Here is a 25,712-nt window from a genome sequence, read left to right as displayed (position 1 = left end):
CCGCCACCGCCACCGGTGCCGCCGCCTCCGCCTCCGCCGCCGGTGCCTCCACCGCCGCCGTTCGAGCTGCCGCCGCTGCCGGATCCACCGCCGCTGCCGCCGCCCTGGAAGTACTTCGAGCTGGGCTTGGGGAACCCGGTGTTGCCCTTCGTGTACTTCACGGCCTTGCTCATGTACGACTGCCAGGTCTTACCGGAGATCGTCGCACCGTAGATCTGACCGCGGACCTTGCCCTTGCTGTTCTTGCGCCAGTCGCGGGTACCGCTGGGGTCACCGGTCCACACGGCCGTCGACAGGGTCTTCGTGAAGCCGAGCAGCCAGGTGTGGCCGACCTCGAAGTTCGTCGTACCGGTCTTCGCGCCGGCCGGAACGCCGATGCCGAGGCTGCTCGTCGTGCCGCCGTTGAACGTCTGCGACAGTGCGTACGCGACGCCGCGGGCGACGTCCTTGTCGAGCACCTGCTTGCAGCCCTCACCGGGGACGTCCATGTTCTTGCCGTTGCGGTCGGTGATCTCGAGGATCGGCTTCGGGCCGCAGAACTCTCCGTCGTTGGCGAACGTCGCGAACGCGGCCGCCATGGCGATCGGGGTCGTCTCCGTCGTTCCGAGGATCGACGAGGGCGAGAGCGCCTGGATGAAGCCGGCGTCGTCAGCCTGGTCCAGCGGTGCGCCGCTGCCGTAGCGGATGCCGAGATCCGTCGCGGTGTTCATGATCTCGCACATGTTGAGCTGGTTGCCGATCGCGGCGTAACCGGTGTTGACGGACTTCTTGGTCGCCTCGAGCACGGACATCGAGCCGTTGCCGCCGCCGTCACCGGCGTTGTTCGGATCCCAGTCGCCGCCCATCGCGGGGCAACCGCTGTACTTCCAGGAGCTCGCCGGGAAGTTGCGCTTCGTCGCATTCACCGTCGCGTTGAGGCTCTTGCCCTCCTTGAGCCATGTCGCGAGCACGAACGGCTTCCATGTCGATCCGACTTGGAACCCACCACCGCCATTGTGCTTCTTGTCGACGGTGTAGTTGATGCTCGTCTTGGTGTTCTTGTCCTCTTCGCTGACCTCCCCGACCGTGTACTCACGGTTCTCGGCCATGGCGATGACCTCGCCGGTGCCGGGTTCGACCGTCACCAGCGCGTGGCCGGCACCCGAGGGATCGCCGACGGGAACGCGCTTCTTGACCTCTTTGTCCGCGATCTTCTGGATGTCGGGGTTGAGGCTCGTCGTGATCGTCAGACCGCCGCGCTGCAGGAGCGCGAGTCGGTCTTCGACGGTCTCGCCGAAGGATTCGTCGTTCTTGATGACGTTGGTGACATAGTCACAGAAGAACTCCGCGTTGTTCTCAGCGGCGGAACAGCCGTTCGGCGTCTCCTGGAGGTTGAGGTCGAGGCCCGTCTTGACCGCCTCGTCGTACTCCGCCTGCGTGATGTGGCCGTACTTGAGCATCTGTCCGAGCACGACGTTGCGACGTTCGAGCACGGCGTCGGGGAATCGCTGCGGGTTGAACGCCGCAGGATTCTGGACGATGCCGGCGAGCATCGCCGACTGCTGGATGTTGAGGTCCTTGGCGTCGATGCCCCAGTACCGATACGCGGCGGCCTGAACGCCGTAGACGTTCGGCGAACCCGAGTAGTTGTTGATGTTGAGGTAGCGGTTGAGGATCTCCTGCTTGCTGTACTTGTTCTCGACCGCCACGGCGAGTTTGGCCTCACGGAGCTTGCGTGCGTAGCCGGCGGTGCCCTCCGACTCCTTCGCGGCGTCGATGCCTGCCTGGTTCGACTCCGCGTTGGCGTTCTCCGCCAGCACGTTCTTCACGTACTGCTGAGTCAGCGTCGATCCGCCCTGCGTCGTCGAGGAGACCATGTTGTGCACGGCCGCGCGGGCGATGCCCTCGAGGTCGATGCCGCCGTGGTCGAAGAACCGGTAGTCCTCGACGGAGATCGTCGCGTCCTGCATCGGCTGCGAGATCTCCTCGAGGGGAACCTCGACGCGGTTCTGCCAGTAGAAGTCGGCGATCTTCGAGCCGTCGGCTGCGAGCATCGTCGACTTCTCGCCGAGGTCGCGTTCCTCGAGGGTCGCGGGAAGGGCGTTGAAGATGTCGACCGCGCTGTTCGCGCTGGCGGTGGCGACACCGACTCCGGGGATGGCAAGACCGGCGGCCACGATTCCAGCCACCGCGCTCACCGCGACGAACTGGAGGAAGGCCGCCATCTTGGTCGGTTCAGCATTTGACTCAGGAGACACCATGAAACCAAGTTTAACCAACCGCAGATGAGCGCTCACTCAAAGAACGGTGAAAACCCTAGGGGCGGGGCACCAGGGTGAGCAGTGCGACTTCCGGTGGTGAGGCGAAACGCACCGGTGAGAACGGTGAGAACCCGAGGCCGGCGGAGATCTCGACGGTTGCATCACGATATGGGAACACTCCGCGCGCCCGTGTCCGATCGAGGTCGCAGTTCGTCACCGGCGCACCCCAGAACGGCACCCGGATCTGACCGCCGTGGGTGTGTCCGGCCATGATGAGGTCGGCTCCCGCCGAGGCGAACGCCTCCAGGGTTCGGGAGTAGGGGGCGTGCGTGACGCCGATCGTCAGCTCCGCCGCGGCATCGAAGCGCGGGAAGACCAGCTCGCCGGCGGCGTCGAGGCGGATCCGGTCACGATCGATGTGGGCATCGCCGAGCCCCGCGAAGCCGATGCGGGTCCCCCGGATCTCCAGCACCGCCTCGGCGTTGTCGAGGAACACCCACCCGCGGTCCTCGAACCCGCGGACCAGGGACCTGACGTCGAGATCGGGTTCGGTGCGGTGCTTGACCTCCGAGGGCGAGCGCAGGTACTTCGCGGGATTCTTCGCCTGCGGGGAGAAGAAGTCGTTGGATCCGAGGACGAAGACGCCGGGGACATCGAGCAGGCCGTCGAAGACGTCGAGGACGGTCGGCACGATGTCGGCGGAGAGGTTGTCTCCGGTGTTGACGACGAGGTCGGGCTCGAGTCTCGTCAGGCCCGCCACCCACGCGGCACGATGCCTCTGCCACGAGGTGAGGTGGAGGTCGGCGACGTGGAGGATGCGGATCGGCTCGGCACCGGCCGGCAGCAGCGGCAGGGTGTGGCGGCGGACGGTGAAGAGGTGGGGTTCGATGCCCGCTCCCCAGATGCCGGCGGCCGCGGGGACGGCGAGGGCGCCGGCGACAAGTGCGCGTTTCTTCATTCGCCCCAGTCTAGGCGGTCGCCGCAGGCTCAGCCGACGTTCGAGCCCTGCCTGCCCGCGCAACCCGCCGACGGTGCAGCGCGGTGAAGCGGCGGTGGCCGATGACCCGGCAGACGAGGTAGATGAGGAAGGAGATCGTCGTGACGAACGGGCTGATCGGGACCACGGGTGAGCCGAGGGCGATGAGGATGCCGCCCACCGAGGCGGTGACCGCGAAGATCACGCTGAGCACCGGGACCCACACCGGTGACGCCGAGACCTGGGTGGCCGCGGCGGCCGGGGTGATGAGGAGGGCGAGGACGAGGAGGACCCCGACGATCTGGACGCTCAGGGCCACGGCGAGGCCGAGGGTGAGCATGAAGACGATCGTGAGCACGGAGACGGGGACCCCCTTCGCCCGCGCGACCTCGGGGTCGAGGCTGGCGAAGAGGAGCGGGCGCCAGACGAACGCGAGGACGGCGAGGACGATGAGCGCAGAGACGACGAGCGTGGTGATCTGGCCCGGGGTGATCGCGACGATCTGACCGGTGAGCAGCCCGAACTTGCTCGCCGAGCGACCGTCGTAGAGGGCGAGGAAGAGGATCGCCAGGCCGAGCCCGAAGGGCATGAGCACGCCGATGATCGCGTTCTTCTCCGAGGCTCTGGCTCCGCCGACGCCGATGATGAGGGCCGCGAGGATCGAACCGACGATCGACCCGGTGACGACGTCGAAGCCGACGAGGAGGGCGAACGCAGCGCCGGCGAAGGAGAGCTCGGAGATCCCGTGGACGGCGAAGGGGATGTCACGGGCCATGACGAAGACGCTGATGAGGCCGCCGACGACGCCGAGGAGGCCGGCGGCGATGAGCGAGTTGGCGAGCAGGGCGACGAGTTCGCCGTAGTCCTCGAAGGAGAACAGGCTGCCGAAGATCTCGGTGACGGTCATCGGTGCGCTCCTCGGCTCGCCGCGGCACCCGGGTGTGCCGCAGCACCCGTGTCCGCGGTCTCGCCGCCGGCGTGGTGGCCGGGGTGGACGTGGTGGTCGATGCACTCGTCCTCGCCGCCGACGACGATGAGGCGCCCGCCGACGCGGACGACCTCGACGGGTGAGCCGTAGAGCCGGGTGAGCGATTCGGTGGTCATCACCTCGGCGGGGGTGCCGATGAGGAAATGCCCGCCCACGATGTAGAGGACGCGGTCAACGTAGGGCAGGATCGGGTTGATCTCATGGGTGACGAAGAGGACGGCGGCGTTGCGCGTGTCACGCTGTTCGTTGATGAGACCGGCGACGACCTGCTGATGGTGCATGTCGAGGGAGAGCAGGGGTTCGTCGCACAGGAGCACCGAAGGGTTGCTCGCCAGGGCCTGCGCGACGCGCAGCCGCTGCAGCTCTCCCCCGGACAGCGTGCCGGCCGGGGCGTCGGCGTAGGCGGTCGCGCCGACGGCGGCGAGGAGTTCGTCGACGTGCTTCCGCCGCTTCCTCGACGGCCATCCCGGCCCCCACCGGTAGCCGTCGATGCCCATCCGCACGATGTCGCGTCCGCGCATCGGGGTGTGCGGGTCGATTCCCCGCTGCTGTGGGATGTAGCCGATCGCCGGGTTGCCCGCGTGGATCGGCCGGCCGTCGATCTCCGCGCTGCCGTGGTGGAGCTGATGTTCGCCGAGGAGGACCTTGAGCAGCGTCGTCTTCCCCGTCCCGTTGGGGCCGAGGACGGCGAGGAACTCCCCCGGCGCGACCTCGAGATTGAGGTCGTGCCAGAGCACCCGGTCGCCGAAGCGCAGCTCGGCATCGTGGACTTCGATGACCGGTGCCTGTCTGACCTCCGCACCGTCCCCGCCGGAAGGCGGCGCGCCCGGTGCGGTGGCGATGCTCTGCGGCAGGGCGGCCGTGTTCGTCTCAGGGTTCATCAGTGATCGTGTCCTTCGAGTGCCTGGGAGATCGCGTCGATGCTCTCCCCGATCCAATCGGTGTACTGCGCGCCTGTGGGCATCGTCTCGGCGAGGTCGACGACGGGGACGTCCGAGGATTCGGCTGTGGCCTTGAGCTGTTCGGCCTGCGGTCCCGCTGCCTGGGTGTTGTATCCGAGGAGGACCGCCTCCCGGGAGGAGATCTGCTCCTCGGCGTCCTTGAGCACGAGCGGCGGCACATCATTGCCCTCCTCGACGGCGGCGAGGAACTCCGGACTCGTGATGTTGTCAAGCCCCATGTCGTCGAAGAGCCACAGCGGGACGGGTTCGGTCGTCGCGACCTTGTCGCCCCCGTGGTCGGTCCTGATCGCGTCGATCGTCGTCTCGAGTCCGCCGAGCTGCTCCTTGTAGGCCTCGGCGTTCGCGGCGATGTCGTCCTCGCGCTCCGGCAGGGCTTCGCCGAGGTGGACGGCGACGTCGTCGACGAGCCTGACCATCGTCGGCACCGAGTACCAGAGGTGTTCGTTGAACTCGCCGTGGTCGTGACCCTCATGGCCGGCCTCGCCGTGGTCGTGGCCCTCGTGGCTGTCGCCGTCGGCATCATGACCGTCGGCTTCGGTGTGCCCGGTGTGCTCGCCGCCCGCAGACTCATCCTCGCCGTCACCGTGGGAATGGGGCGCGCTGCTGACGTCCTCGGAGCCGGGCAGTCCGGAGATCGCGACGACGTCGATGATCTCCGGGGTCGCGTCGGAGGCCTCGAGCATCGTCGTCATGAAGCTGTCGTACCCGCCGCCGTTGATGACGACGAGGTCGGCCTTGGAGAGCTTGAGCCGGTCCCGCGTCGTCGCCTCATACGAGTGGGGATCCTGGTTGGGGTCGTCGATGATCGCGGTCACGTTCGCCGCATCGCCGGCGACCTGGGAGACGATGTCGGCGTAGACGTTCGTCGAGGTGACGATCGAGAGTTCGCTCGACCCCGTGGCCGAACCGCCTCCGCACCCGGCGAGCAGCAGGCCGCAGGAGAGCAGGATCGCCCCGCTGCGGAGGGGAAGACGGGACAAGCGCATGGCGGGCCTTTCGGTTGCAGGGGAGCGTTGCTGTCGCTCACACTACTCAGCCGAAGGGCCCGCCACTAATATAAATATTTATATATAGCAACCTGTTTATGCGTCAGCTCAGGTTGCCACCAGCGCTCATCGGGCGCTCCGCGCTCAGGCTGCCTGGGACGCGAGCTTCTCGGCGAGGAGCGCCGCGATCTGCACGGTGTTGAGCGCCGCGCCCTTGCGCAGGTTGTCGTTCGAGACGAAGAGCACGAGCCCCTTGCCCGCGGGTGCCGACTGGTCGGCGCGGATGCGCCCGACGTAGCTCGGGTCGTTCCCGGCCGCCTTGAGCGGGGTGGGCACTTCATCGAGGACGACACCGGGGGCGCTGCTGAGGATCTCCGTGGCGCGTTCGGGGGTGATGTCTCCGTCGAATTCCGCGTGGATGCTCAGGCTGTGCCCGGTGAACACGGGCACGCGCACGCACGTGCCGGCGACGAGGAGGTCGGGAAGGTCGAGGATCTTCCGGCTCTCGTTGCGCAGCTTCTTCTCCTCGTCGGTCTCGAGCTCACCGTCGTCGACGATGCTGCCCGCCAGCGGCAGGACGTTGAAGGCGATGGGCTCGACGTAGTTGTCCGGCGCAGGAAGGTCGACGGCACTGCCGTCGCGGGTGAGCTTGCGGGCATCGGCGACGCCGGCTTCGAGCTGACCGGCGAGCTCCTCGACGCCGCTGAGACCCGAGCCGGACACCGCCTGGTAGGTCGCGACGATGAGGCGCTTGAGCCCCGCCTCGGCGTCGAGGGCCTTGAGCACGGGCATCGCGGCCATCGTCGTGCAGTTGGGGTTCGCGATGATCCCCTTGGGCACGGAGTCGAGGGCGCCGGGGTTGACCTCGCTGACGACGAGTGGGACCTCGGGGTCCGAGCGCCACGCCGAGGAGTTGTCGACGACGATGACCCCGGCCGCGGCGAAGCGCTCGGCCTGCGCCCGGGAGGTCGCTCCGCCGGCGGAGAACAGGGCGATGTCGAGACCGGTCGGGTCCGCCTCGGCGGCATCCTCGACGACGATCTCACGGCCCTGGAATTCGACGACCTTGCCGGCCGAGCGCGCCGAGGCGAAGAGGCGCAGGGTGTCGATCTCGAACCCGGGATCATCGGCGAGGAGGTCGAGCATGACCCCGCCCACCTGGCCGGTTGCTCCGACCACTCCGATTGAAACGCTCATCGTCCTGTCCCTCCGTAGACCACTGCTTCGTCTTCGTCACTGTCGAGTCCGTACGCCGCGTGTGCGGCGCGGACGGCGTCGTCGAGCAGGTCGGCCCTGGTGACGACGCTGATGCGGATCTCCGAGGTGGAGATCATGTCGATGTTGACCTGAGCGTCGCTGAGCGCTTCGAAGAGCGTCGCGGTCACACCCGGGTGGGAGCGCATGCCGGCGCCGACGACGGAGAGCTTGCCGATCTGGTCGTCGTAGCGGACCTGGTCGAAGCCGATCTTCGCCTTGGCGGCGTCGAGGGCCTCGATCGCCTTCGACCCGTCCGTCTTCGGCAGGGTGAAGGAGATGTCGGTCTTGCCGGGCTCCCGGGTGGAGATGTTCTGGACGATCATGTCGATGTCGATCTCCTGGCCGGCGATCGTCTTGAAGATCTCCGCCGCCTTGCCGGGGATGTCGGGCACGCCGACGATCGTGACCTTGGCCTCCGAGCGATCGTGGGCGACACCGGAGATGATTGCCTGTTCCATGGTGGACTCCGTTTCTGATTCCGCTGCCTTCGCACTGCGTGCCGGCAGAAATGCTTCGGGGACGGGCGAGTCGGTGACCCAGGTGCCCTGTTTGCGGGAGAACGACGAGCGCACGTGGACGGGCACGTCGTAGCGGCGAGCGTATTCGACGCAGCGGAGCATGAGGACCTTGGCCCCCGAGGCGGCCATCTCCATCATCTCCTCGAACCCGATCTCGTCGATCTTGCGCGCTGTCGAGACGATGCGCGGGTCGGCGGTGAAGACGCCGTCGACGTCGGTGTAGATCTCGCAGACATCGGCGCCGAGCGCGGCCGCGAGTGCGACTGCGGTCGTGTCCGAGCCGCCACGGCCGAGCGTCGTGATGTTCTTCGCCGTCTGGCTCACTCCCTGGAAGCCCGCGACGATGGCGATGTTGCCGTCGTCGAGGGCGGAGCGGATGCGGCCGGGCGTGACGTCGATGATCCGCGCCTTGCCGAACTGCTCGTCGGTGATGACGCCGGCCTGCGAACCGGTGAAGGACTGGGCCTCGAAGCCGAGGTTGGCGATCGCCATCGCGAGCACGGCCATGGAGATCCGCTCACCGGCGGTGAGCAGCATGTCGAGTTCGCGGGCCGGCGGCAGCGGGGAGACCTGCTGGGCGAGGTCGATGAGGTCGTCCGTGCTGTCCCCCATCGCCGACACCACCACGACCACCTCGTGGCCGGCCTGCCGGTATTCGACGATGCGTTGGGCCACCCGTTTGACCGACTCGGCGTCGGCAACGGAGGACCCGCCAAACTTCTGGACGACAATGCTCACTGAAAGTCTCTTCCTGTTCGCGTGTGCGGACTGCGCCGGTCGATGCTCTCGCGGTGCCGATGCCCGCGATGATGCTCGTACGTGCAGGCGGCGTCGGCGAACCGGCGTCCCCACCATTGTAGGAGGTGGCTCCCGCCGCTCGTGGGGGTGCCCGTCATGCAGACAGTCGTCTCATCTTTCGGGGTGTCGGTGTCCGCGGCGCGAGGTGGCGTCATCCCTGGCCCGGCTCGGCCGGCGGCCGGGAGGAGGGAACGACGGTGAAGATGTCGCCCGGCTGGCAGTCGAGCGCGGCGCAGAGGGCGACGAGCGTCGAGTACCGGATCGCCTTCGCGCGGTTGTTCTTGAGCACCGACAGGTTGGCGAGCGAAACGCCGACGGCATTCGACAGTTCGGTGAGCGTCATCTCCCTCTGAACGAGCAGCGCGTCGAGATGGCAGACCACGCGCCCCTCGCCGAGGTCGGCCGGCATCAGACGAGCCCCTCGAGCTCTTCCTGTGCCTTCCGCCCGGAGACGAAGCTGCGTCGGAGGAGCTCGATGACGCCGACGATGCCGACGATGACGTACGTCTGCGCAATCGACGCACTGGAGCCCACTTCGTCCGCGATGTTGAGATCTCGGGAGGCGAGATTCGTCCCAAGAGTCGTCGAAATGAAGTACGTGATGATGCCGCCCATGAGCACCCAGTTGAGAACGCCCAGAGCCCGGAGAGCCGCAGGGGTGAATGGATTGCCCGCCGAGATCGCCCTGACCACCGGAACGAGGGCGACTGCTGCGCCGAGGAGTGTGAGGACCAGCGAGAGCTTCGCGATGATGAGGAACACCATCGTCTCCGTCGCCAGATCTCCGGTTGACAGCGTGACCTGCGTGAGGCCGCTGAGATTCGCCGAATGGCCAGCGAGATCGAGTGAGGCGACGTCCGAATTCGACAGATCGAACCGTACGGTGATCTCGGATCGCACGATCCCTGCGACGAAGAGGCCGATCAGATAGACGGCGTAGATGCCGGGAGCGAAGGCGATGAGGAACACCCCTCCAGCGGGCAGCCCTTTTCGTTCGTCCGGTTCGCGTCGTCGAGCGTTCTCTTCCATCACTGCCTCCGCTCTCGTGATCACCTGGACACGTCCGGAATCCCGCTGCCGGGCAACACGTGTCACCTTATCGATCATCGATATATCGATAATCAATATGTTGCACCGTGCGCACTCGGGAGTCAAGGGATTCTGAGGAGTCATGTGGCGTCACAGCCGCCGTTGCTGACCGATCGTGGGTGCCGTCGCGGACGCCTGCCGCGGCGGAATCTGCTCAGTCGATCTCGCGGCGGCCGGAGAACGCCCGGCCGAGGGTGACCTCGTCGGCGTACTCGAGATCGCCGCCGACAGGAAGGCCGGAAGCCAGGCGGGTGACCGTGACACCGAGGGTGCCGAGCAGACGCACGAGGTAGGTCGCCGTCGCCTCGCCCTCGAGGTTCGGGTCGGTGGCGATGACGACCTCGTCGACCTCGCTGTCCTGGAGACGGGGCATGAGCTCCTTGATCCGCAGGTTGTCGGGCCCGATGCCCGCCATCGGATCGATCGCTCCGCCGAGGACGTGGTAGAGGCCCCGGTACTCGCGCGTGCGCTCGATGGCGACGACGTCCTTGGGCTCTTCGACGACGCAGATCATCGTGCGATCGCGACGCGGATCCTGGCAGACCGTGCACTCGGCCTCCTCGGAGACGTTGCCGCAGATCTCACAGAAGCGCACGCGCTTCTTCACCGCGCTCAGCGCCTGGGCGAGCGCGTTCACATCGCCGGAGTCGGCCTGGAGGATGTGGAACGCCAGCCTCTGGGCCGACTTGGGCCCGATGCCCGGGAGCTTGCCGAATTCCTCGACCAGGTCCTGGAGGGCACCTTCATACACTGCGCTCATACGTCTCTCTCATCGATGATCTCTCCGCCGAGGACCTTGGCGATCACCGAGACCCCGACCTGCGGGGCGTCGGAGATGTCGAGGTCCGTTTCCGGATCATACTCGTCCTCCATCGACCCGGTGGACGAGGGTTCCGGGGCGGCGGCGCGCTGTGGGGCGAAGCCACCTGGCGCCTGGCTGGCAGGCGCGCCGACATCACCGCGCGGGTTCTGTGCGACCGAACCGCCGGTGTCCATGCCGTGGCGCTCGGCGATCGCGGCGAAGCGGGATTTGAAGGGCTTCACCGCACCGGCGCCTCCCGTCGGGGCCGGCGTGGGAGTCGAATTCGGCGCCGGCTGGCCCGCACTGCCCTGTCCGCTGAAGTCGACATCGGGATCTGCATACGCGCCGAGGTAGTCGAGATCGTCGTCCTCGGGAGGAGGCACGACGACAGCCCCGACGTCGACGGCACCGCTGCCGGCACTCGTCGAGTCGACGTCCGCGGCTGCTGGACCCGAACGCTGCGGCGCATCGTGCCAGACGGGTTCTTCCCACCGTGGTTGGACGTACTCCATCGGCTCATCGGCCGACTCATCGGCGGCAGACGTCGAAGCACCGGCCCCAGTCCCGGAATCAGTCCAACTCGCAGTGCTGTTCTCGTCGGCTCGCGAGTCCGTCGCAGCGTTCGTCGCGACCGCTGACGACGCTGCTTCTCCGATGGCTGAGTCTCCGCCGTCCGGGGCGCCGAGGCCGGCACCGGTCGTGGGCGGACCGAAGAAGTCCTCATCGGACAGGTCGGGAACGACGATGTCGGAGTCGACGGCAGCAACACCGTGATCGACGGGAGCAGCGCCGGTGTCCGGATCAGCCGGAGCGGAATCAGACTGAGCGGAAGCGGAATCGACGCCTCCGACCAGTCCGTCAGCGACGGGGGCCACAGCGGTCGAATCGGGATCGGCCGGGGTGGATTCCGTGTCGACTCCTGCGGCCGGATCGTCGGCTGAAGTCGACCGGTCAACGGAAGTCGGCTCGTCAGCGGAGGGTGCCGCGGGGGTCGAATCGGCGGCGTCCTCTGCCTCGGCAGAGTTCTCCGACGCACCCGATTGAGCCGGTGATTCCCCCTCCTCGTCGTCGGAGGACCAGGGACCCTGCGGCGAGTCGCCGGTCTCCCAGAACTTCTCATGGTCGACCTGGGGCTTGTCGACCTCGCGGGTCCCGACGACAGCGGCGACCTCCTGCGGGCTCGGCCGCCGGAAGTCAGCACTCGGCCCGCGGTTGCCGCCGGCCGGGTTCAGGCCATGTCCGGACTGGTCGTGTCCGCCTGAGTTCCCGCCCTGATTGCCGCCGATGCGTCCGACGTCGCCGATGTCGATGCGAGCCTCGATGCCGAGGACATCGTTGATCGCCATGGCGAGCTTCGCCGCGTGGTCGCGCTGCTGGAACCCCTGGACCGAACCGGCGTTGTTGAAGCCGAGGTAGACGACGCCGTCGGCGAAAGACTGAGGGATCGCATTCGCAGCGATGATCGCGCGGGTCAGGCGGCTGCGCTTCTCCACCGCTGCGAGGATGCTCGGCCAGGCGCGACGGATCGCTTCGATCTCTCCGCCGATGCCGCCGGCTCCGGCACCCGATGCCGCCGGTGCCGAATTCGCTGAACTCTCGTCGGCGACCGGGTCAGGGCGCTGAACATCAGGGTGCGACGGACGATCGGCAGACGGCGACGCGGGCCGAGAATCGGCCGGCTGAGTCGTGGAACGCTGCTCGCCACCGTCGCTCTGTCGAGCGGATTCCGGCGAACCAGAGCGCTGACTGTCGCCGGGACCCTGCGGTCCCGGGTGCGCGTGCATCGGCGCGTCCTGCTGTGGCCGACCTGCCGATTGTTGGGGCTGCTCGGCCGACTGCTGCGGTTGACCCTGTCGCGGGTCGGCAGATCGCGAGTCGGCAGATCGCGGGTCATTGGGAGGCGAGTCAGCGGACCGCGCGTCGGCAGACCCGCGCCCGGTTGGCCCATGCTCGGCAGGTCCGAACTCGGACGACCTGCGCTCGGACGGCGCGTTCGACCCGGGACGAGGTGATCCGTGATGATCCGCATTCGTCCTGTGGCCCGCCGGGGCACCGCTCGAGCTACGAGCCCCCTCTCCTCCGGGAGCAGGGTTCTCGGACGCGAAGCGTTCAGGAGCAGAGTTGCCAGCAGGAGATGAGTTCCCAGCAGGAGCCGACCCCGGTTCGGGAGCGGAACCCGCGTGCGGAGCGGAGTCCGCCGCCGGCACGTCATTGAGCATGGATTCGGCCGCCGCCGCGATCGCGGTGAGCTCGTCGAAATCGTCAGGGGCGGAATCCGTGAAAGGCCCAGCGCCCTGCGCCGACCCGCCACCGCCGGCACCAGCCGGCGCACCACCCTGACCACCGGCACCGCCCTGGCCGCCACTAACCGGCGCACCCGACCGACCGTCACCAACCGGCGCACCGCCTTGACCGGCAGCCCCGGCACCCGGACCGACCGCCTCGGCGGGAGTCTGCGGAACAGCCTGCACGGGAGCCTGCGGAATCGTCCCACCCGACCCGGAGGCGGACATGCCGATCCGGCGCTCCATCCGCTCGACGCGGCTGAGCACGGCATCGCGGCTGCGGGTGGTGGCGGGCAGGAGGATGCGGGCGCAGATGAGCTCGAGCTGGAGCCGCGGCGAGGTCGCCCCCGACATCTCCGTCAGGCCCTGGTTGAGGATGTCCGCGGCACGGGAGAGCTCGGCCTGGCCGAACCCGCGCGCCTGCAGGGTGAGGCGCTCAAGACGGTCCGGCGGCACCTCGGGCAGGAACGCATGCGCGGCCTCGGGAGCGGCATGGATGACGATGAGATCGCGCATCCGCTCGAGCAGGTCCTCGACGAACCGCCGCGGATCCTGCCCCGATTCGATGACGCGCTCGATCGCCCGGTAGACGCCTGCACCGTCCCCGGCGGAGAACGCGTCGACGATGTCGCTGAGCAGAGAGTCCGGCGTGTAGCCGAGCAGCGCCACCGCCGTCGCATAGTCGACGCCGTTGGGCCCGGACCCCGCGATGAGCTGGTCGAGCACGGACAGCGTGTCTCGCACCGACCCGCCGCCGGCACGCACGACGAGCGGCAGCACGCCCTTGTCCACCTGGACGTTCTCCCGCGCGCAGAGCTCTTCGAGATAGTTCCCCAGCGCCTCGGGCGGCACGAGCCGGAACGGGTAGTGGTGGGTCCGCGACCGGATCGTCCCGATGACCTTCTCGGGTTCGGTCGTCGCGAAGATGAACTTGATGTGCGGCGGCGGCTCCTCGACGATCTTGAGCAGAGCGTTGAAGCCCTGCGAGGTCACCATGTGCGCCTCGTCGAGGATGAACACCTTGTACCGGTCGCGGGCCGGCGCATAGATCGCGCGTTCGCGCAGGTCACGGGCATCATCGACGCCGTTGTGGCTGGCCGCGTCGATCTCGACGACATCGAGCGACCCGGGTCCTCCGTTGGCGAGGTCGCGGCAGCTCGGGCACTCACCGCACGGAATCGGGGTCGGCCCCTTCTCGCAGTTGAGACAGCGCGCGAGGATTCGCGCCGAGGTGGTCTTTCCGCAGCCGCGCGGCCCCGAGAACAGGTAGGCATGATTGATGCGACCGCGTTCGATCGCGGCCTTGAGCGGCTCGGTCACATGCTCCTGACCGATGACCTCGTCGAAGGTCTCTGGGCGGTAACGTCTGTACAGTGCGGTGGACACAGGACAAGCCTAATGCCACCCCCTGACGTAGGACACGGTCATCGTCGCCAACCAGTCCGTCGACCGGTCCCTCGCCCCGGTCCCCGTTGTGAACCGGTCCCCGTTGTGACCCTGGCCCCATGTCGGGCACGATAGTGCGTATGACCGACGCCGTCTCTCCGCCCGAGGACTCCGATCCCGCCCGCACCTTCCGGATCGGGCACAAGGAGCGCGACGAGGCGATCGAGATGCTGCGCGAAGCCGCCGGGGACGGCCGGATCACCGTCGAGGAGCTCGACGAGAGGATGGAGCTCGTCCAGCGCGCGAAGTTCCCCATCGACCTCGATGAGGTCCTCTCCGATCTCACGACTCAGCTGCCCTCGGAGCGCTACCGTCCCCGCACCGAGGTGGCCCGCCGAACCCCGCCCTCCGCACCGGCCCGCCGGCTCCCGCCCCATCAGCAGACCCGCGGCTGGGATCCGTCCGATCCGCTCGTCGTCAAGGCGACGTGGGAGTCCGAGCACCGCCGAGGCCGCTGGCAGGTCCCGCCCTACATCCGGGCCGAACCGTCGATGTCGAACATCGAGCTCAACTTCCTCGAGGCCGACACGACGCTGGCGACGATCGACATCGAGGTCGTCGCCGGGATGGGCTCGCTCATCGTCGTCGTCCCCGAGGACTGGGCCGTCAACGTCGAGGATCTCTCGAAGTCGTGGGGTTCGGTCAAGACCCTCGTCGACGCGGTGCCCACCGGACGCGCCCCGACCATCGTCGTCGGCGGGTCGATCGGGATGGGCAGCTTCCGCGCCCGGTACGCGAACTTCTTCGACCGCCGGCGATTGGCCAAGTGATGCCTCCGGGACTCGGCGCCATCATCTTCCTCACGATCGCCATCGTCATCGTCTTCAGCGTGGGCTTCTTCCTCGTCCACCGGGTGATGACGAAGCCGGGCACGCACATCGGCTCCCGCCTGCCCAAGGACGGCCACGACGGCGAGCAGCGTCCCGGAAAGGGCCCCACGCACCCAGGCCCGAAGGACCGCTGACACGGCAAGGGCATTTGCCCGAACACCCCACCTGACCGGGGATAACCCTTGCAATGGCACGCGTCACATGATGCACTCATTGCATGGCTGAGCTCATCGTGACCCGCCTCGACGCCGACGACGCCGACGGTCTCAGGCAGTGGCTGACGATCATGCGCGAGGGCTACACGGACGATCGAACCGCCGTGTGGTGGCAGAGCGAGGAGTCGATGCTCGTCCAGTTCGCCCACCCCCGCCACGACAGGACCGACATCGCCCTGCTCGCCCGCCTCGGCGACGAGGCGATCGGCGGGGCGGAGATCACCCTCGTCTCCGACTCCCCCGCCCTCGTCGAACTCGCCGTCCTCCCCGCCCACCGCCGGCAGGGCCACGGCACGACGATCGCCGAGGCGGTCGATGGGATCCTCCGCGACTCCGCGGCGACGATCGTCCAGACGGAGACCTATTCGCCTGCCGGCATCGCCTTCGCCGAATCCCGCGGCATGCACGTCGGCAACGCCGAGCAGCGTCTGCTCCTCGACCTGCCCGCCTATCTCGACGCCGACGCCAACCGCTACAAGTCCCGAGCCGCTCCGGCCCCCGACGTCGGTCCCGCCGATCCCACCGAGGTCCACCCCGACCCCGACTGGTCGATCGTCTCGTGGATCGGCATGTGCCCCGAGGAGCTCGTCGAGGCGTGGGCGACCCTGCGCAAGCAGATGGACGAGGACGTCCCCCTCGGCGCTCTCACCCGCACCGACCACCACGCCGACGTCGCCGCGATCCGCAGCCATGAGGAGCGGATGGACGAACAGGGCTGGGTCCTCGTCAGCTCGATGGCGGAGATGACCGGGGACGAGCCGCTGGCCGTCGGGTACACGGAGATCATGGTCTCCCGGCACGCCCCGGAGATCGCCGTCCAGGAGGACACCCTCGTCGACCGCGCGTACCGCGGCCGCGGCATCGGGCGGGCGCTGAAGATCGCGAACCTGCGCCAGCTCCACGACCTCCCGGAGGCCGCCGCGGTCCGCTGGCTGCAGACGTACACGGCCACGGACAATGAGGCGATGCTCGCGCTCAACGCAGAGCTCGGCTTCGTCGTCGCCGACACGATGACCGCTCTCGAAAGCCCGGTTGTCGATTAGACTGACTCTGACCGCACCGGCTATCGAAGCGAAGCAGGCTACCGTGTCCTCCTCCAACGTCATCATCATGATCGTCGTCTTCATCATCGTCGTCATCGTCACGATCCTCATCGTGCGGTCGCGGGCGAAGAAGGCGCAGAGGGAGCGCGAGGCGCGGAACTCTGCCCCGAGCACCCCGCGCGACCCCTTCGCCGCCGACCAGAACACCGGCGGCGACCCCGCCCAGATCAAGGCCGGCGACCTCCTCGAGTTCGGCAATGAGAAGTACTTCGTGCGCGGCACCCTGCGGATCTCCGAGGGCGGCTACGACTGGGCTGAGCACTTCTTCCAGTCCGACGACTCCGCGACCCGCCTGTGGCTGACCGTCGAGCACGACCCCGACCTCCAGGTCTCGCGCTGGCGCGACCGACCCGACCTCGACATCGAACCGACGTCGAAGTCGATCACGATCGACGGCACCGACTACAGCCTCGTCGAACACGGCACCGCCACCTACCGCTCCGAGGGCACGACGGGGCTCAACGAGAAGGGCGGCCTCGACTACGTCGACTACGAGTCCCCCGACGGGAAGCTGCTGGCGTTCGAGCGCTTCGACCACGGCCGCTGGGAGGTCAGCACCGGCGAACCCGTCCCCGTCGGCTCCTTCACGATCTACTCGAGCAGCTGATGAGCCTGACCGCCCCTCACGTCACCGTCGACGTCCCCTTCGCCGACACGAGCGCCGACGACCTCCGGTTCTCCCTGGACCGTCCGCGGATCGCGCCGCTGGCCAGTGAGATCGTCGACCTTCAGCCGGCGGGCGTCACCGGTGCGGGGCTGCGGCTCGAGCTCCACGTCATCGGCTCCTCGCATCAGGTCATCCTCGCCACCGCGGCCCGTGACCTCCTCATCGAAACCTTCGCGTGCCCGCCGGCCGAGGTGCCGGCTCAAGCACCGACCACCGTCACGGCCCTGCCGAGCTGGGATGCCCCGGTGCGGACCCGTGGTGCGTGGGCCGGGTTGACCCGCCATGAGTTCCGGTGCACCCGCACGGCGCATCCGGCGGAGTTCCGCACGTCCGTCGCCGAGGTGCACGATCGTGTCCGCGCCCATGACCGTCACGTCATCGCCCGGTTCCCCGGTGACCGCGATGCGCTCACCGCACTCGCGCTCACGACCGCCGGCCAGGGCCACCTCGCGTGGGAGACGTGGCACGTCTACCCGCAGCACGCGGAGATCGTCCGCACGACGACCGCGCTCACGGGCGCACCGGAGCCGGCGACCGCCTCGGCGAGGGGTGGGCGGTGATGTCGAACAATCCGAACATCTCCACCGGCGGCGGCTCCTTCGACTTCGACGCCGAGCACAACCGCGGCAACCGGTTCGGAGGCGGGCCCTTCGACAACGGCCCCGGCGGACGGGGCGGCGGACCAGGTGGCAACGGCCCCGTCGGCAACGGTCCCTTCGGCAATGGCCCCGGTGGACGGGGCGGCGGAAGCTCGGGTGGGGGCTCGGGGAGGAAGCCGCGCCGCTTCGGCTGCGGCGCCGTCATCGGACTCGTCGTCGTCCTCCTCCTCGTCGCGATGATGTTCCAGAGCTGCGGGAGCAGTTCGGGCGGCGCGAACTGCGGGGACTACGACCTCGTCGACAACCAGTACGTGGAGAACCCCGGCCAGGGCGACTACGTGAAGAACGGCGACAACTACGACTACGTCGGATGCGACGCCTCCCGCTCCGGCGGCGGAGGATTCTTCTTCTTCCCGTTCTTCTTCGGCGGCGGCTCGGGCGGAACCGGGTCGAACTACGGGGACGGCTCGAACTTCCGCGGCGGCGGACCGGGGTCGGGCAAATGAGCGGCACGACCCAGAGGAGCGGCACGACCCCGAGGCGCCGCCCCGGCCGGTCGAACCACCTCGGCCAGATGACCAGACAGCGACCGAACCAGCGACGACAGCACCAGGAAAGGCAGCCATGATCCTCGACATGCTCCTCTACGAGACCGGGGTCGTCCTCGCGTATGCCGCGAGCGGAATCCTCCTCATGTTCATCGGCTACTTCGTCGTCGACCTCCTCACCCCGGGCAAGCTCCACGTCGTGCTCTGGGAGCAGAAGTCGCCGAACGCCGCCGTCCTCGTCGCCTCCGACCTCCTCGGTGTCGCGATCATCGTCATCGCCGCGATCCGCGCGAGCGCCGACGACCTCGGCGCCGGCATCGTCACGACGCTGCTCTTCGGCATCATCGGCATCATCCTCATGGCCGCGAGCTTCCTCCTCATCGACGCCCTCACCCCGGGCAAGCGCGGTGAGATCGTCAACGCGACCACGCTCCACCCCGAGGTGTGGGTCAACGCCTCGGCGCACATCGGCATCGCCGGCATCATGGCCGCCGCACTCCTGTGACCCCTGCCCCACCGTCTGCCCGGCCCGGCACGGGCGCTGCCCGCAGGATGCGACCGCATTGAGCACGACCGCACCGGCACCGCTGACGCTCCCGCTGCAACCGGGTCCTGCCCGCTTCTTCGTCCTTCTCGCCGTCTTCATCTGCGCGAGCTGCGGGATGGTCTACGAGCTCGCGCTCGTCGCGCTCGGGTCCTACCTCCTCGGCGACACGATCGTCCAGGCCTCGATCGTGCTCGCGTCATGGTCTTCGCGATGGGCATTGGGTCGCTCGCGACGAAGCGCCTCACCCGCTTCGCCGCCGTCGCGTTCGCCCTCATCGAAGCCGCCCTCGGCATCATCGGCGGCCTCTCCGTCATCCTCCTCTACCTCGCCTTCGCCTTCGCCGACGTCTACACGGTGGCGATGGTCGGGCTCGCGTTCCTCATCGGAGCGCTCATCGGCGCGGAGATCCCCCTGCTCATGGAGCTCGTCCAGCGCATCCGGGCGCAGCGGGCCTCGAGCGCCGTCGCCGATCTCTTCGCCGCCGACTACGTCGGGGGCCTCGTCGGCGGACTCGCCTTCCCGTTCGTCCTCCTCCCCCTCTTCGGGCTGACGAAGGGGGCGCTCGCGGTCGGCATCACCAACACCGTCGTCGGCATCCTCATCGTCCTCTGGCTCTTCCGCGCCGAGGTGGCCCGCCGCACCCGGGTCCTGCTCGCCGGCCTCCTCGTCCTCATCGTCGGCGGCCTCACCGTCGTGTGGGTCTTCACCGACGACATCGAGGTGACGACGCGGCAGCGCCTCTACCGCGACCCCATCGTCGTCTCCGAGCGCACCGACTACCAGGAGATCGTCGTCACCGAGTCCCTGCGCACCGGTGACACCCGCCTCTATCTCAACGGGGACCTGCAGTTCGCCTCGGTCGACGAGTACCGGTACCACGAGTCCCTCGTCCATCCGCTGATGAACGGGCCCCGCGGCAATGTCCTCGTCCTCGGCGGCGGCGACGGGCTCGCCGTGCGGGAGATCCTCAAGTACCCCGACGTCGAAACCGTCACCCTCGTCGACCTCGATCCCCGCGTCTCGACCTCGCCCGCACCTCGCCCCACTTCACGGCCTCGAATGAGAACTCGCTCGACGATCCGCGGGTGACGACGGTCGCCGCCGATGCGTTCACGTGGCTGCGGGAGACCGAGCACCCGGCCTACGACGCCGTCATCGCCGATCTGCCCGACCCCGATGACGTCGCCACCTCGAAGCTCTACAGCGTCGAGTTCTACGGGCTCATCAGGCAGGTCATGGCCCCCGGGGCCCGTCTCGTCGTCCAGGCGGGCTCCCCGTACTTCGCCCCGGAGGCGTACTGGGGAATCGGGCAGGCCGTCACCGAGGCGGGACTGGCGACGACGCCGTACCACGTCGATGTCCCGAGCTTCGGCGACTGGGGCTACTTCCTCGCCGCGGCTCCCGGGGATGCCGGCAGCAGCGGCACTCCGGCGGGGACCGACGGCGGCACCGGTCCGATCGTCGCCCTGGCGCCGGATGCGCCGACGGATCTGAGGTTCGTCACCCCCGAGGTGCTCAGCGCCTCGACGACGTTCCCGCCCGACCGCGACCGTGCGTCGGTGAGGAACGTCGAAGCCTCGACCCTCCTCCACCCGAAGGTCCTCGACCAGGAGCGCGGAGCCTGGGTCGGGTACTGAGTGCAAGGTCGGGTGCTGAGCACGGCAGAGGGCCCGCGCGCGGTCGGGGTGACCGGGCGCGGGCCCTCTGCTGCGGTCGCGGCTAGGACATCATCGCGGCTACGACATCATCGCGGCGAGCACGCTGAGCGAGACGCCGAGGAAGCCGCCGACGACGGCGATGCCGATGAAGACGAGGCCGAGGATGAAGCCCCACTTGCCGAACTCGTTGTCGCCGAAGCCCGCCTCCTTCGAGGCGCGACGGGCCATGTACCCGGTGACGATGCCGATGGCCGGGCCGATGAAGTTGAAGCCGATGAACGTCGACAGGGTCGCGACGAGCGAGATGATGCCGAGCACTTTGCCCGGATCCTCTGCCGCTCGCTGGGCCGGGTAGAGCCGATCAGCGTAGGGCTCATCGGGATAGGGCTGATCGGCATGCGGCTGGGCGTAGGGCCCCTGGGCGTACGACCGGGGTGCGTCGGGCCGCTGCGGGTAGGCCGACTGCCGGTCGGGATCGGTCACGTCCGGCCGGGCTCCCAGCTGGCCTGTTCCGGTCGGGTCGAATCGATTGTCGGGTTGGGGTGCGACCGGTGTGCTCATCGCGGTGCCTCTCTCGTGTGGTCCGAACTCCAGGCTGATGGCTTCAGCCTAGGAACCGGACCGGTGAGGGGAAAGGGACCTATCCGTCGACCTCGGCGGGGGTTTTCCCCCGGTCGCATCCGACAGGCTCATCGGGCGGGCGCCCGGCCTCTCCTCTGCGCGCGCCCGACACCTCCTCGGCGGGCGCCCGGCACCACCTCGGCGGGCGGTCAACACCGGCATTTCGCCCCGCCTCGGCGGGTCTCAGCGCACGTCGACGAGGGCGTGGTCGGTGCGGCCGAGGAGCCAGAGGAGGACCTCGACGGGTTCGCCGGTCACGGTCGTCGTCTCTCCGCGGCCGGCGGCGTGGGTGCCGAAGCCGGGACTGACGATGACGGTGCGGCCCTTCGCCTTCGCCGCGTAGGGCAGGAGCGCGAACCGGGCTTGGGCCCACACGGTCGCGTTGTCCTTCCGGGAGAGGCGGCGGGGGAACCATTCGAGTTCGGCACGGCGGATGTCCTCATGGTGGACGAGGTATTCGGTCGTGTTCATCACCGAGCCGACGCCGGGCCACGCTCCCGGGGTCCACTTCGGTGGGGCGGCGACGAGGCCGAGCAGCTCGGAGTACGGCATCGACGCGTAGTCGCGCTCCTTGTCCTCGAGCCTGCCCTCGAACGCGGGGACCATGATCCCCATGGCCGCGACGGGTTCGCGTTCGCGGATGACGAGGTGGGTGGCGAGGTCCCTGGTCGTCCACCCCTCACAGAGGGTGGGCGCGTCCTCACCGGCGGCGCGGGCAGCGGCAACGAGGCGCAGTCGTTCTGCGCGAGCAAGACTGGTCATGGTGGCAGTCTGTCATTGCCTCATTGGATTTCTCTGGACGCCCACTCTCTGACGAAGTCGGTGACCCGGGAGATCGACCGGTAATCGGCAAGGTCATCTCCCCTGGTGGGGCCGTCGGTGACGATGACGACCGGCTTGCCCTCCTTCGCCGCCGACCGCACGAAGCGCAGCCCCGAGAGCACCGCGAGCGACGATCCGAGAACAAGGAGACCCGCCGCCGAATCAGAGATCCGATTCGCCCCGGCAACGCGATCGGGCGGGACGGCGTCGCCGAAGTAGACGACATCGGGCTTGAGGAGTCCGCCGCAGATCGGACAGTCGAGGACCCGGAAGTGCGCGGTCTCCTCGAGGTCGACGTCGCCGTCGGGTGCGGTCTCGACGTCGATCGGATCGATGCCGGTGAGCGCGATGAAATCGCGGTTGAGGGCGGTGAGCTCGTCCTGCACCCAGTCGCGGTCGAAGGTGTGGCCGGTCTTCAGACACACGACTCGGTCGAGGCTGCCGTGGAGGTCGATGACGGGACTCCGGCTGCCGACCTCCCGCGCCGCGGTCTGGTGGAGCCCGTCGACGTTCTGAGTGATGATGCCGGCGACCGGCAGACGGGCGAGCGCGAGGTGACCGGGGTTGGGATCCGCCCACTCCATCCGCGGCCAGCCCACCCAGGACCGCGCCCAGTACCGAGCACGCTGCTCGGGCGAGGAGAGGAAGTTCTGGATCGTCATCGGCCGGCGGGGCGCGGCATCGGGGCCGCGGTAATCCGGGATTCCCGAATCCGTGCTCATCCCCGCCCCGGTGAGCACCGCCCAGTCGCTCGGGTCGTACCCCGTGGTGAGGACGTCGATGATCTCGGAGTCGGTATGGCTGGCCACCGGACGGGTGCGCCCGCGCAGCGGATCGACGATGACTGCCATGGTCTCCTCGGTCTCCTTGCTCATTCTCTCTCCCCAGTCCCCATCGACTGCGTCTATCGTGGCCGTATGGTCAGCGTACTGCTCGTTCATCACTCACCGTCACCATCGACGCAGAGAATCGCCGAGGCGGCCGAGGCCGGACTGCGCCTGCCCGAGCTCGGCGACATCGACGTCACCGTCAGACCCGCCCTCGAGGCCACCGTCGACGACGTGCTCGCCGCCGACGCCTACGTGCTCGGGACGACAGCGAACTTCGGCTACATCTCCGGGGCGCTCAAGCACTTCTTCGACACCACGTACGACGCGGTGCGCGAGCCCACGGCTGGTCGGCCGTTCTCCTACTGGATACACGGCGGCTATGACACGACCGGCGCGGAGACCGCGATGACGCAGATCACGACCGGGCTGGGATGGTCGCTCGTCTTCGATCCGCTCGTCCTCACCGGCGCGGTCGACGAGGAGCATCTCGAGACCGCGACGGAGCTCGCCGCGACGGTGGCCGCCTCGACGCTCTGAGATTGCTCCGAGAAACTACTTTCCAATATAGAAAGTAGTTGGTAGGGTGAAATCACTTCCACCGGAAGTCAACGGTCATCTCGTTGGATCGGCCGCCTCGGCGGATCCGCAATCGCATCGAAGGAGCAGCCATGACCACGCCCACCCCGCAGCAAGCCACCGACCTCCTCGCCCAGATCGATTCGACGCAGAAGCAGGCCCGCAGCACCGATGCGTGGCCGCTCGTCCTCTTCCTCCTCGTCATCAGCGCCGCGGCCTCGATCGGGCTCGTCGGAATGGCGCTCATCGACGATTCGACGACCCAGCTCACCCTCCTCGGGGCGAGCGCCGCGTGGCTCGCCGCCGCGCTCGTCGTCTACCTCGTCTCCGCCCTGAGCTGGAGCCGCCGGTCGACGCTCCTGCTGCTGACCTGGCTGCCGGTCATCGTCCTCGCCTTCATCGCCGGGGTGATCGCCGACAGCCTCACCGCGGGATCGTGGGTGACGGTCGCCGCCGCCGGAGTCGTCTGGGTCGCAGGCATCCTCGGTGCTCTCATCGGACTGCGCCGGTGAGGCGCGCAGAGACGAATGAGGAGACCACGATGACCCCCTCCACCGCCCCCACCGACGGCACGGGAGCCGATTCGGAGTCCGCGCCCGAGGAGACGATCCCCCACCTCGGCGAGACCCTCTCCCGATCGATCCGGACCTCGGGAACCCGACCCGGCTCGGACTCGTCGCCAGCCTGAAGAACCGCGATCGCGCGGAGTTCAAGCTGCTGCGCGATTCGCTCGGAGTCTCGGATTCCGTGCTCTCCCGACACATCACGGCACTGGAGAAGGCCGGTCTCGTCGAGGTCGCGAAGGGCTACGTCGGCAAACGGCCGCGGACCTGGGTCTCGATCACGAAGGACGGCGCCGCCCGCCTCGACGGTCACGTCGAGGCGCTGCGCGAACTCGCCAGCGGACGCTGAGGCCGCGCCGGTCAGACGCTGGTCGTCCGGTCGCCGGTCCGCCCGATCGTCGCGCCGGCCGTCACTTCCCCTCGGCGCGGCGGCGGACGATCTCCGTGATCCAGATCGGGGCGAACGGCGAGGTGCAGTTCGGCGGCGTCGGATAGTCCTTGAGCACCTCGAGGCGCTCGCCGATCTCGAGCGCACGGTCCCTGAGCTCGGGGTTCTCGATGCCGATCGACGCCAGCGTCTCGTTCATCGCCCACTGCAGGCGTTCGGGTGCCTCCTTCATCTCGGCGTCGATGACGTCGAGGAGGCCTGGCAGATCGAGGCCCTCGGGATCCTTCGCCACCCTCTCCGAGGTCAGAGCCCATCCGGCCGAGGCGACAACCGGATCGGGGTCGGCCATCCACGTCGTCCGCAGCGCCTCGGCGTGCTTCGACTTCTTGACGATGTAGTTGACGAGCCACCCGTGGACCTTCGGCACCCGCGACTCCCGGAGCATCGCGTCGAGCTCGGCCGCGTCCCAGCTGCGCGGACGCATGATGAGGATCGCGACGAGGCGGGCGGCGGTGTCCCCGGTCGCCCACAGCTGCCGGGCGAGGTCGTCGTTCTTCTTCAGCTCCTTCGCGATGCCGCGCAGCTTCGTGAGGTTGACCCCGTGGTCGTCGCCGTGCCGTTCATTGACCGCACGAGCCTTGGGGTCCTCGAGCTCGGCGAGCTCCGCCCTGACACCAGCCACCGTCGCCTCGACCATGCTCGTCCCCTCGCTGTCGTTCCCATTGCCGCGCACCCTCATTCTGCCCCACATCGCGTGTTCGCCGCGCGTCGTCGCACCGTCACTCCGCGTCGTCGCACCGGCGTCGCACCGTCAGCGCGCGTCGTCAAACCGTCAGTGCGCGTCGTCGCCGAGGTAGGGCCGGACCTCGAGCCATTCGTTGATCGGGGCACCCTGGAAGCCGGGGGCCGCGGAGAGTTCGGCGGCGAGCGCGAGCGCGCGATCCCAGTCGGCGACGTCGATGATCATCCACCCGGCGACGAGGTCCTTCGAATCGGGGAACGGCGACCTGACCTCCGGGGAGAGGTCCGGCCCCGACGCCCGGACGAAGGCGCCGTCCGGCGACAGCGCCGCCGAGTCGACGAATTCGCCGGACTCGCGCAGCCGATCGGCGAAATCGTTCATGTACTGGACGTGCGCGTCGACCTCAGCGGGCGTCCACTGGTCCATGGGCACGAAGTCGATGTACTCCGGCGTCCCCCGGTAGTGCTTGAAGATCTGGTACTTGGCCATCGCTGGCTCCTCCTCCGATCACGGGAGCGCCGGACCACCTCGGCGAGCCCGATCTGCCCCTTCCCACCTCCCAGGGTAGGCCCGCGTCCCGGGAATGCGACCCGCGTGTGCGTCGTTGATGACAGTGCAGGGCTCAGCCTGCGCCACGGTCCCGACCGCGAGCGATT

General features: G+C 68.4%; 29 protein-coding genes. 13 read left to right on the top strand and 16 right to left on the bottom strand.

Annotation, left to right across the window (positions count from 1 at the left end; genetic code table 11):
* From AC2W7K_RS12030 to AC2W7K_RS11980, 11 genes are all read right to left on the bottom strand, one after another.
* Positions 1–2,204: transglycosylase domain-containing protein (locus AC2W7K_RS12030; RefSeq protein ID WP_486006223.1), on the bottom strand; the 2,204-nt coding region annotated here is incomplete at its 3' end.
* A 91-nt stretch (positions 2,205–2,295) separates the two neighbouring features.
* Complete coding sequence (locus tag AC2W7K_RS12025) at positions 2,296–3,198, bottom strand: metallophosphoesterase (RefSeq protein ID WP_198500661.1); 903 nt, start codon at positions 3,196–3,198, stop codon at positions 2,296–2,298.
* Between the two features lie 10 nt (positions 3,199–3,208).
* Positions 3,209–4,123, bottom strand: coding sequence for a metal ABC transporter permease (locus AC2W7K_RS12020; RefSeq protein WP_198500660.1), 915 nt, complete (start codon positions 4,121–4,123; stop codon positions 3,209–3,211).
* The gene (locus AC2W7K_RS12015; protein ID WP_232623847.1) at positions 4,120–5,085 is read right to left on the bottom strand and encodes a metal ABC transporter ATP-binding protein; all 966 of its coding nucleotides are present in this window, start codon (positions 5,083–5,085) and stop codon (positions 4,120–4,122) included. The genes AC2W7K_RS12020 and AC2W7K_RS12015 overlap by 4 nt, the downstream gene beginning before the upstream one ends.
* Entirely contained in the window at positions 5,085–6,152 is a 1,068-nt protein-coding gene (locus tag AC2W7K_RS12010) for a metal ABC transporter solute-binding protein, Zn/Mn family (RefSeq protein ID WP_198500659.1), read from the bottom strand. The genes AC2W7K_RS12015 and AC2W7K_RS12010 overlap by 1 nt, the downstream gene beginning before the upstream one ends.
* 144 nt (positions 6,153–6,296) lie before the next feature.
* Positions 6,297–7,349 (bottom strand): aspartate-semialdehyde dehydrogenase, encoded by a 1,053-nt coding sequence (locus AC2W7K_RS12005; protein ID WP_198500658.1) that lies wholly within the window; start codon positions 7,347–7,349, stop codon positions 6,297–6,299.
* Positions 7,346–8,665 carry an aspartate kinase gene (locus AC2W7K_RS12000; protein WP_137825063.1) on the bottom strand — a complete coding sequence of 440 codons (1,320 nt, stop codon included), beginning with the start codon at positions 8,663–8,665 and terminating at the stop codon, positions 7,346–7,348. Before AC2W7K_RS12000 ends, AC2W7K_RS12005 begins: the two co-directional genes overlap by 4 nt.
* Before the next feature lie 211 nt (positions 8,666–8,876).
* Positions 8,877–9,134 carry a helix-turn-helix domain-containing protein gene (locus AC2W7K_RS11995; protein WP_198500657.1) on the bottom strand — a complete coding sequence of 86 codons (258 nt, stop codon included), beginning with the start codon at positions 9,132–9,134 and terminating at the stop codon, positions 8,877–8,879.
* The gene (locus tag AC2W7K_RS11990) at positions 9,134–9,754 is read right to left on the bottom strand and encodes a hypothetical protein (protein ID WP_198500656.1); all 621 of its coding nucleotides are present in this window, start codon (positions 9,752–9,754) and stop codon (positions 9,134–9,136) included. Before AC2W7K_RS11990 ends, AC2W7K_RS11995 begins: the two co-directional genes overlap by 1 nt.
* A gap of 214 nt (positions 9,755–9,968) precedes the next feature.
* Positions 9,969–10,565 (bottom strand): recombination mediator RecR, encoded by a 597-nt coding sequence (gene recR, locus AC2W7K_RS11985; protein ID WP_137825126.1) that lies wholly within the window; start codon positions 10,563–10,565, stop codon positions 9,969–9,971.
* Between the two features lie 5 nt (positions 10,566–10,570).
* On the bottom strand, positions 10,571–14,287 hold the full coding sequence (locus AC2W7K_RS11980) for a DNA polymerase III subunit gamma and tau (protein WP_198500654.1): 3,717 nt from the start codon (positions 14,285–14,287) through the stop codon (positions 10,571–10,573).
* 140 nt (positions 14,288–14,427) lie between these two features.
* On the opposite strand from AC2W7K_RS11980, the gene AC2W7K_RS11975 reads away from it, so the two are divergent.
* From AC2W7K_RS11975 to AC2W7K_RS11935, 9 genes are all read left to right on the top strand, one after another.
* Positions 14,428–15,117: a DUF1707 SHOCT-like domain-containing protein gene (locus tag AC2W7K_RS11975; protein WP_198500653.1), complete on the top strand. Its 690-nt coding sequence runs from the start codon at positions 14,428–14,430 to the stop codon at positions 15,115–15,117.
* Entirely contained in the window at positions 15,117–15,311 is a 195-nt protein-coding gene (locus AC2W7K_RS11970) for a hypothetical protein (protein ID WP_198500652.1), read from the top strand. The genes AC2W7K_RS11975 and AC2W7K_RS11970 overlap by 1 nt, the downstream gene beginning before the upstream one ends.
* A gap of 83 nt (positions 15,312–15,394) precedes the next feature.
* On the top strand, positions 15,395–16,435 hold the full coding sequence (locus AC2W7K_RS11965; protein ID WP_198500651.1) for a GNAT family N-acetyltransferase: 1,041 nt from the start codon (positions 15,395–15,397) through the stop codon (positions 16,433–16,435).
* 43 nt (positions 16,436–16,478) lie between these two features.
* The gene (locus AC2W7K_RS11960) at positions 16,479–17,102 is read left to right on the top strand and encodes a DUF4178 domain-containing protein (RefSeq protein WP_232623846.1); all 624 of its coding nucleotides are present in this window, start codon (positions 16,479–16,481) and stop codon (positions 17,100–17,102) included.
* The gene (locus AC2W7K_RS11955; RefSeq protein ID WP_198500650.1) at positions 17,102–17,722 is read left to right on the top strand and encodes a DUF2617 family protein; all 621 of its coding nucleotides are present in this window, start codon (positions 17,102–17,104) and stop codon (positions 17,720–17,722) included. Before AC2W7K_RS11960 ends, AC2W7K_RS11955 begins: the two co-directional genes overlap by 1 nt.
* Complete coding sequence (locus tag AC2W7K_RS11950; protein WP_198500649.1) at positions 17,722–18,267, top strand: hypothetical protein; 546 nt, start codon at positions 17,722–17,724, stop codon at positions 18,265–18,267. Before AC2W7K_RS11955 ends, AC2W7K_RS11950 begins: the two co-directional genes overlap by 1 nt.
* Positions 18,268–18,385: 118 nt before the next feature.
* On the top strand, positions 18,386–18,814 hold the full coding sequence (locus AC2W7K_RS11945; RefSeq protein ID WP_198500648.1) for a DUF350 domain-containing protein: 429 nt from the start codon (positions 18,386–18,388) through the stop codon (positions 18,812–18,814).
* A gap of 252 nt (positions 18,815–19,066) precedes the next feature.
* Complete coding sequence (locus tag AC2W7K_RS11940; RefSeq protein ID WP_486006222.1) at positions 19,067–19,945, top strand: spermine/spermidine synthase domain-containing protein; 879 nt, start codon at positions 19,067–19,069, stop codon at positions 19,943–19,945.
* A complete protein-coding gene (locus tag AC2W7K_RS11935; RefSeq protein ID WP_486006221.1) occupies positions 19,942–20,493 on the top strand; it encodes a spermine/spermidine synthase domain-containing protein in 552 nt (183 codons plus the stop codon). The genes AC2W7K_RS11940 and AC2W7K_RS11935 overlap by 4 nt, the downstream gene beginning before the upstream one ends.
* A gap of 99 nt (positions 20,494–20,592) precedes the next feature.
* Here the strand turns inward: AC2W7K_RS11935 and AC2W7K_RS11930 are convergent, their stop codons facing one another.
* The 3 genes from AC2W7K_RS11930 to AC2W7K_RS11920 all read right to left on the bottom strand — a co-directional run bounded on the left by AC2W7K_RS11930 (position 20,593) and on the right by AC2W7K_RS11920 (position 22,832).
* Entirely contained in the window at positions 20,593–20,997 is a 405-nt protein-coding gene (locus tag AC2W7K_RS11930) for a hypothetical protein (RefSeq protein ID WP_376871777.1), read from the bottom strand.
* 321 nt (positions 20,998–21,318) lie between these two features.
* The gene (locus AC2W7K_RS11925; protein WP_140955476.1) at positions 21,319–21,897 is read right to left on the bottom strand and encodes a TIGR03085 family metal-binding protein; all 579 of its coding nucleotides are present in this window, start codon (positions 21,895–21,897) and stop codon (positions 21,319–21,321) included.
* Between the two features lie 20 nt (positions 21,898–21,917).
* On the bottom strand, positions 21,918–22,832 hold the full coding sequence (locus AC2W7K_RS11920) for a Sir2 family NAD-dependent protein deacetylase (protein WP_486006220.1): 915 nt from the start codon (positions 22,830–22,832) through the stop codon (positions 21,918–21,920).
* A 42-nt stretch (positions 22,833–22,874) separates the two neighbouring features.
* On the opposite strand from AC2W7K_RS11920, the gene AC2W7K_RS11915 reads away from it, so the two are divergent.
* The 4 genes from AC2W7K_RS11915 (at position 22,875) to AC2W7K_RS11900 (ending at position 24,275) form a co-directional block, all read left to right on the top strand.
* Positions 22,875–23,324, top strand: a complete 450-nt coding sequence (locus tag AC2W7K_RS11915) for a flavodoxin family protein (protein ID WP_198500645.1) — start codon at positions 22,875–22,877, stop codon at positions 23,322–23,324.
* A 131-nt stretch (positions 23,325–23,455) separates the two neighbouring features.
* A complete protein-coding gene (locus AC2W7K_RS11910) occupies positions 23,456–23,875 on the top strand; it encodes a hypothetical protein (RefSeq protein WP_198500644.1) in 420 nt (139 codons plus the stop codon).
* Positions 23,876–23,904: 29 nt separating this feature from the next.
* Positions 23,905–24,051, top strand: a complete 147-nt coding sequence (locus AC2W7K_RS11905) for a hypothetical protein (RefSeq protein ID WP_486006219.1) — start codon at positions 23,905–23,907, stop codon at positions 24,049–24,051.
* A complete protein-coding gene (locus tag AC2W7K_RS11900; protein ID WP_486006224.1) occupies positions 24,000–24,275 on the top strand; it encodes a winged helix-turn-helix domain-containing protein in 276 nt (91 codons plus the stop codon). Before AC2W7K_RS11905 ends, AC2W7K_RS11900 begins: the two co-directional genes overlap by 52 nt.
* Positions 24,276–24,336: 61 nt before the next feature.
* Here AC2W7K_RS11900 and AC2W7K_RS11895 read toward each other — a convergent pair whose 3' ends face one another.
* The gene (locus AC2W7K_RS11895) at positions 24,337–25,011 is read right to left on the bottom strand and encodes a DNA alkylation repair protein (protein WP_140955552.1); all 675 of its coding nucleotides are present in this window, start codon (positions 25,009–25,011) and stop codon (positions 24,337–24,339) included.
* A gap of 135 nt (positions 25,012–25,146) precedes the next feature.
* Positions 25,147–25,545, bottom strand: coding sequence for a YciI family protein (locus AC2W7K_RS11890; protein ID WP_198500642.1), 399 nt, complete (start codon positions 25,543–25,545; stop codon positions 25,147–25,149).
* Positions 25,546–25,712 lie beyond the last annotated feature (167 nt).

This window comes from Brevibacterium sp. LAARM2_SD2, assembly GCF_057364785.1.
The sequence above is the reverse complement of the archived record's forward strand: the minus strand, read 5'-3'. Positions and strand labels throughout refer to the sequence as shown.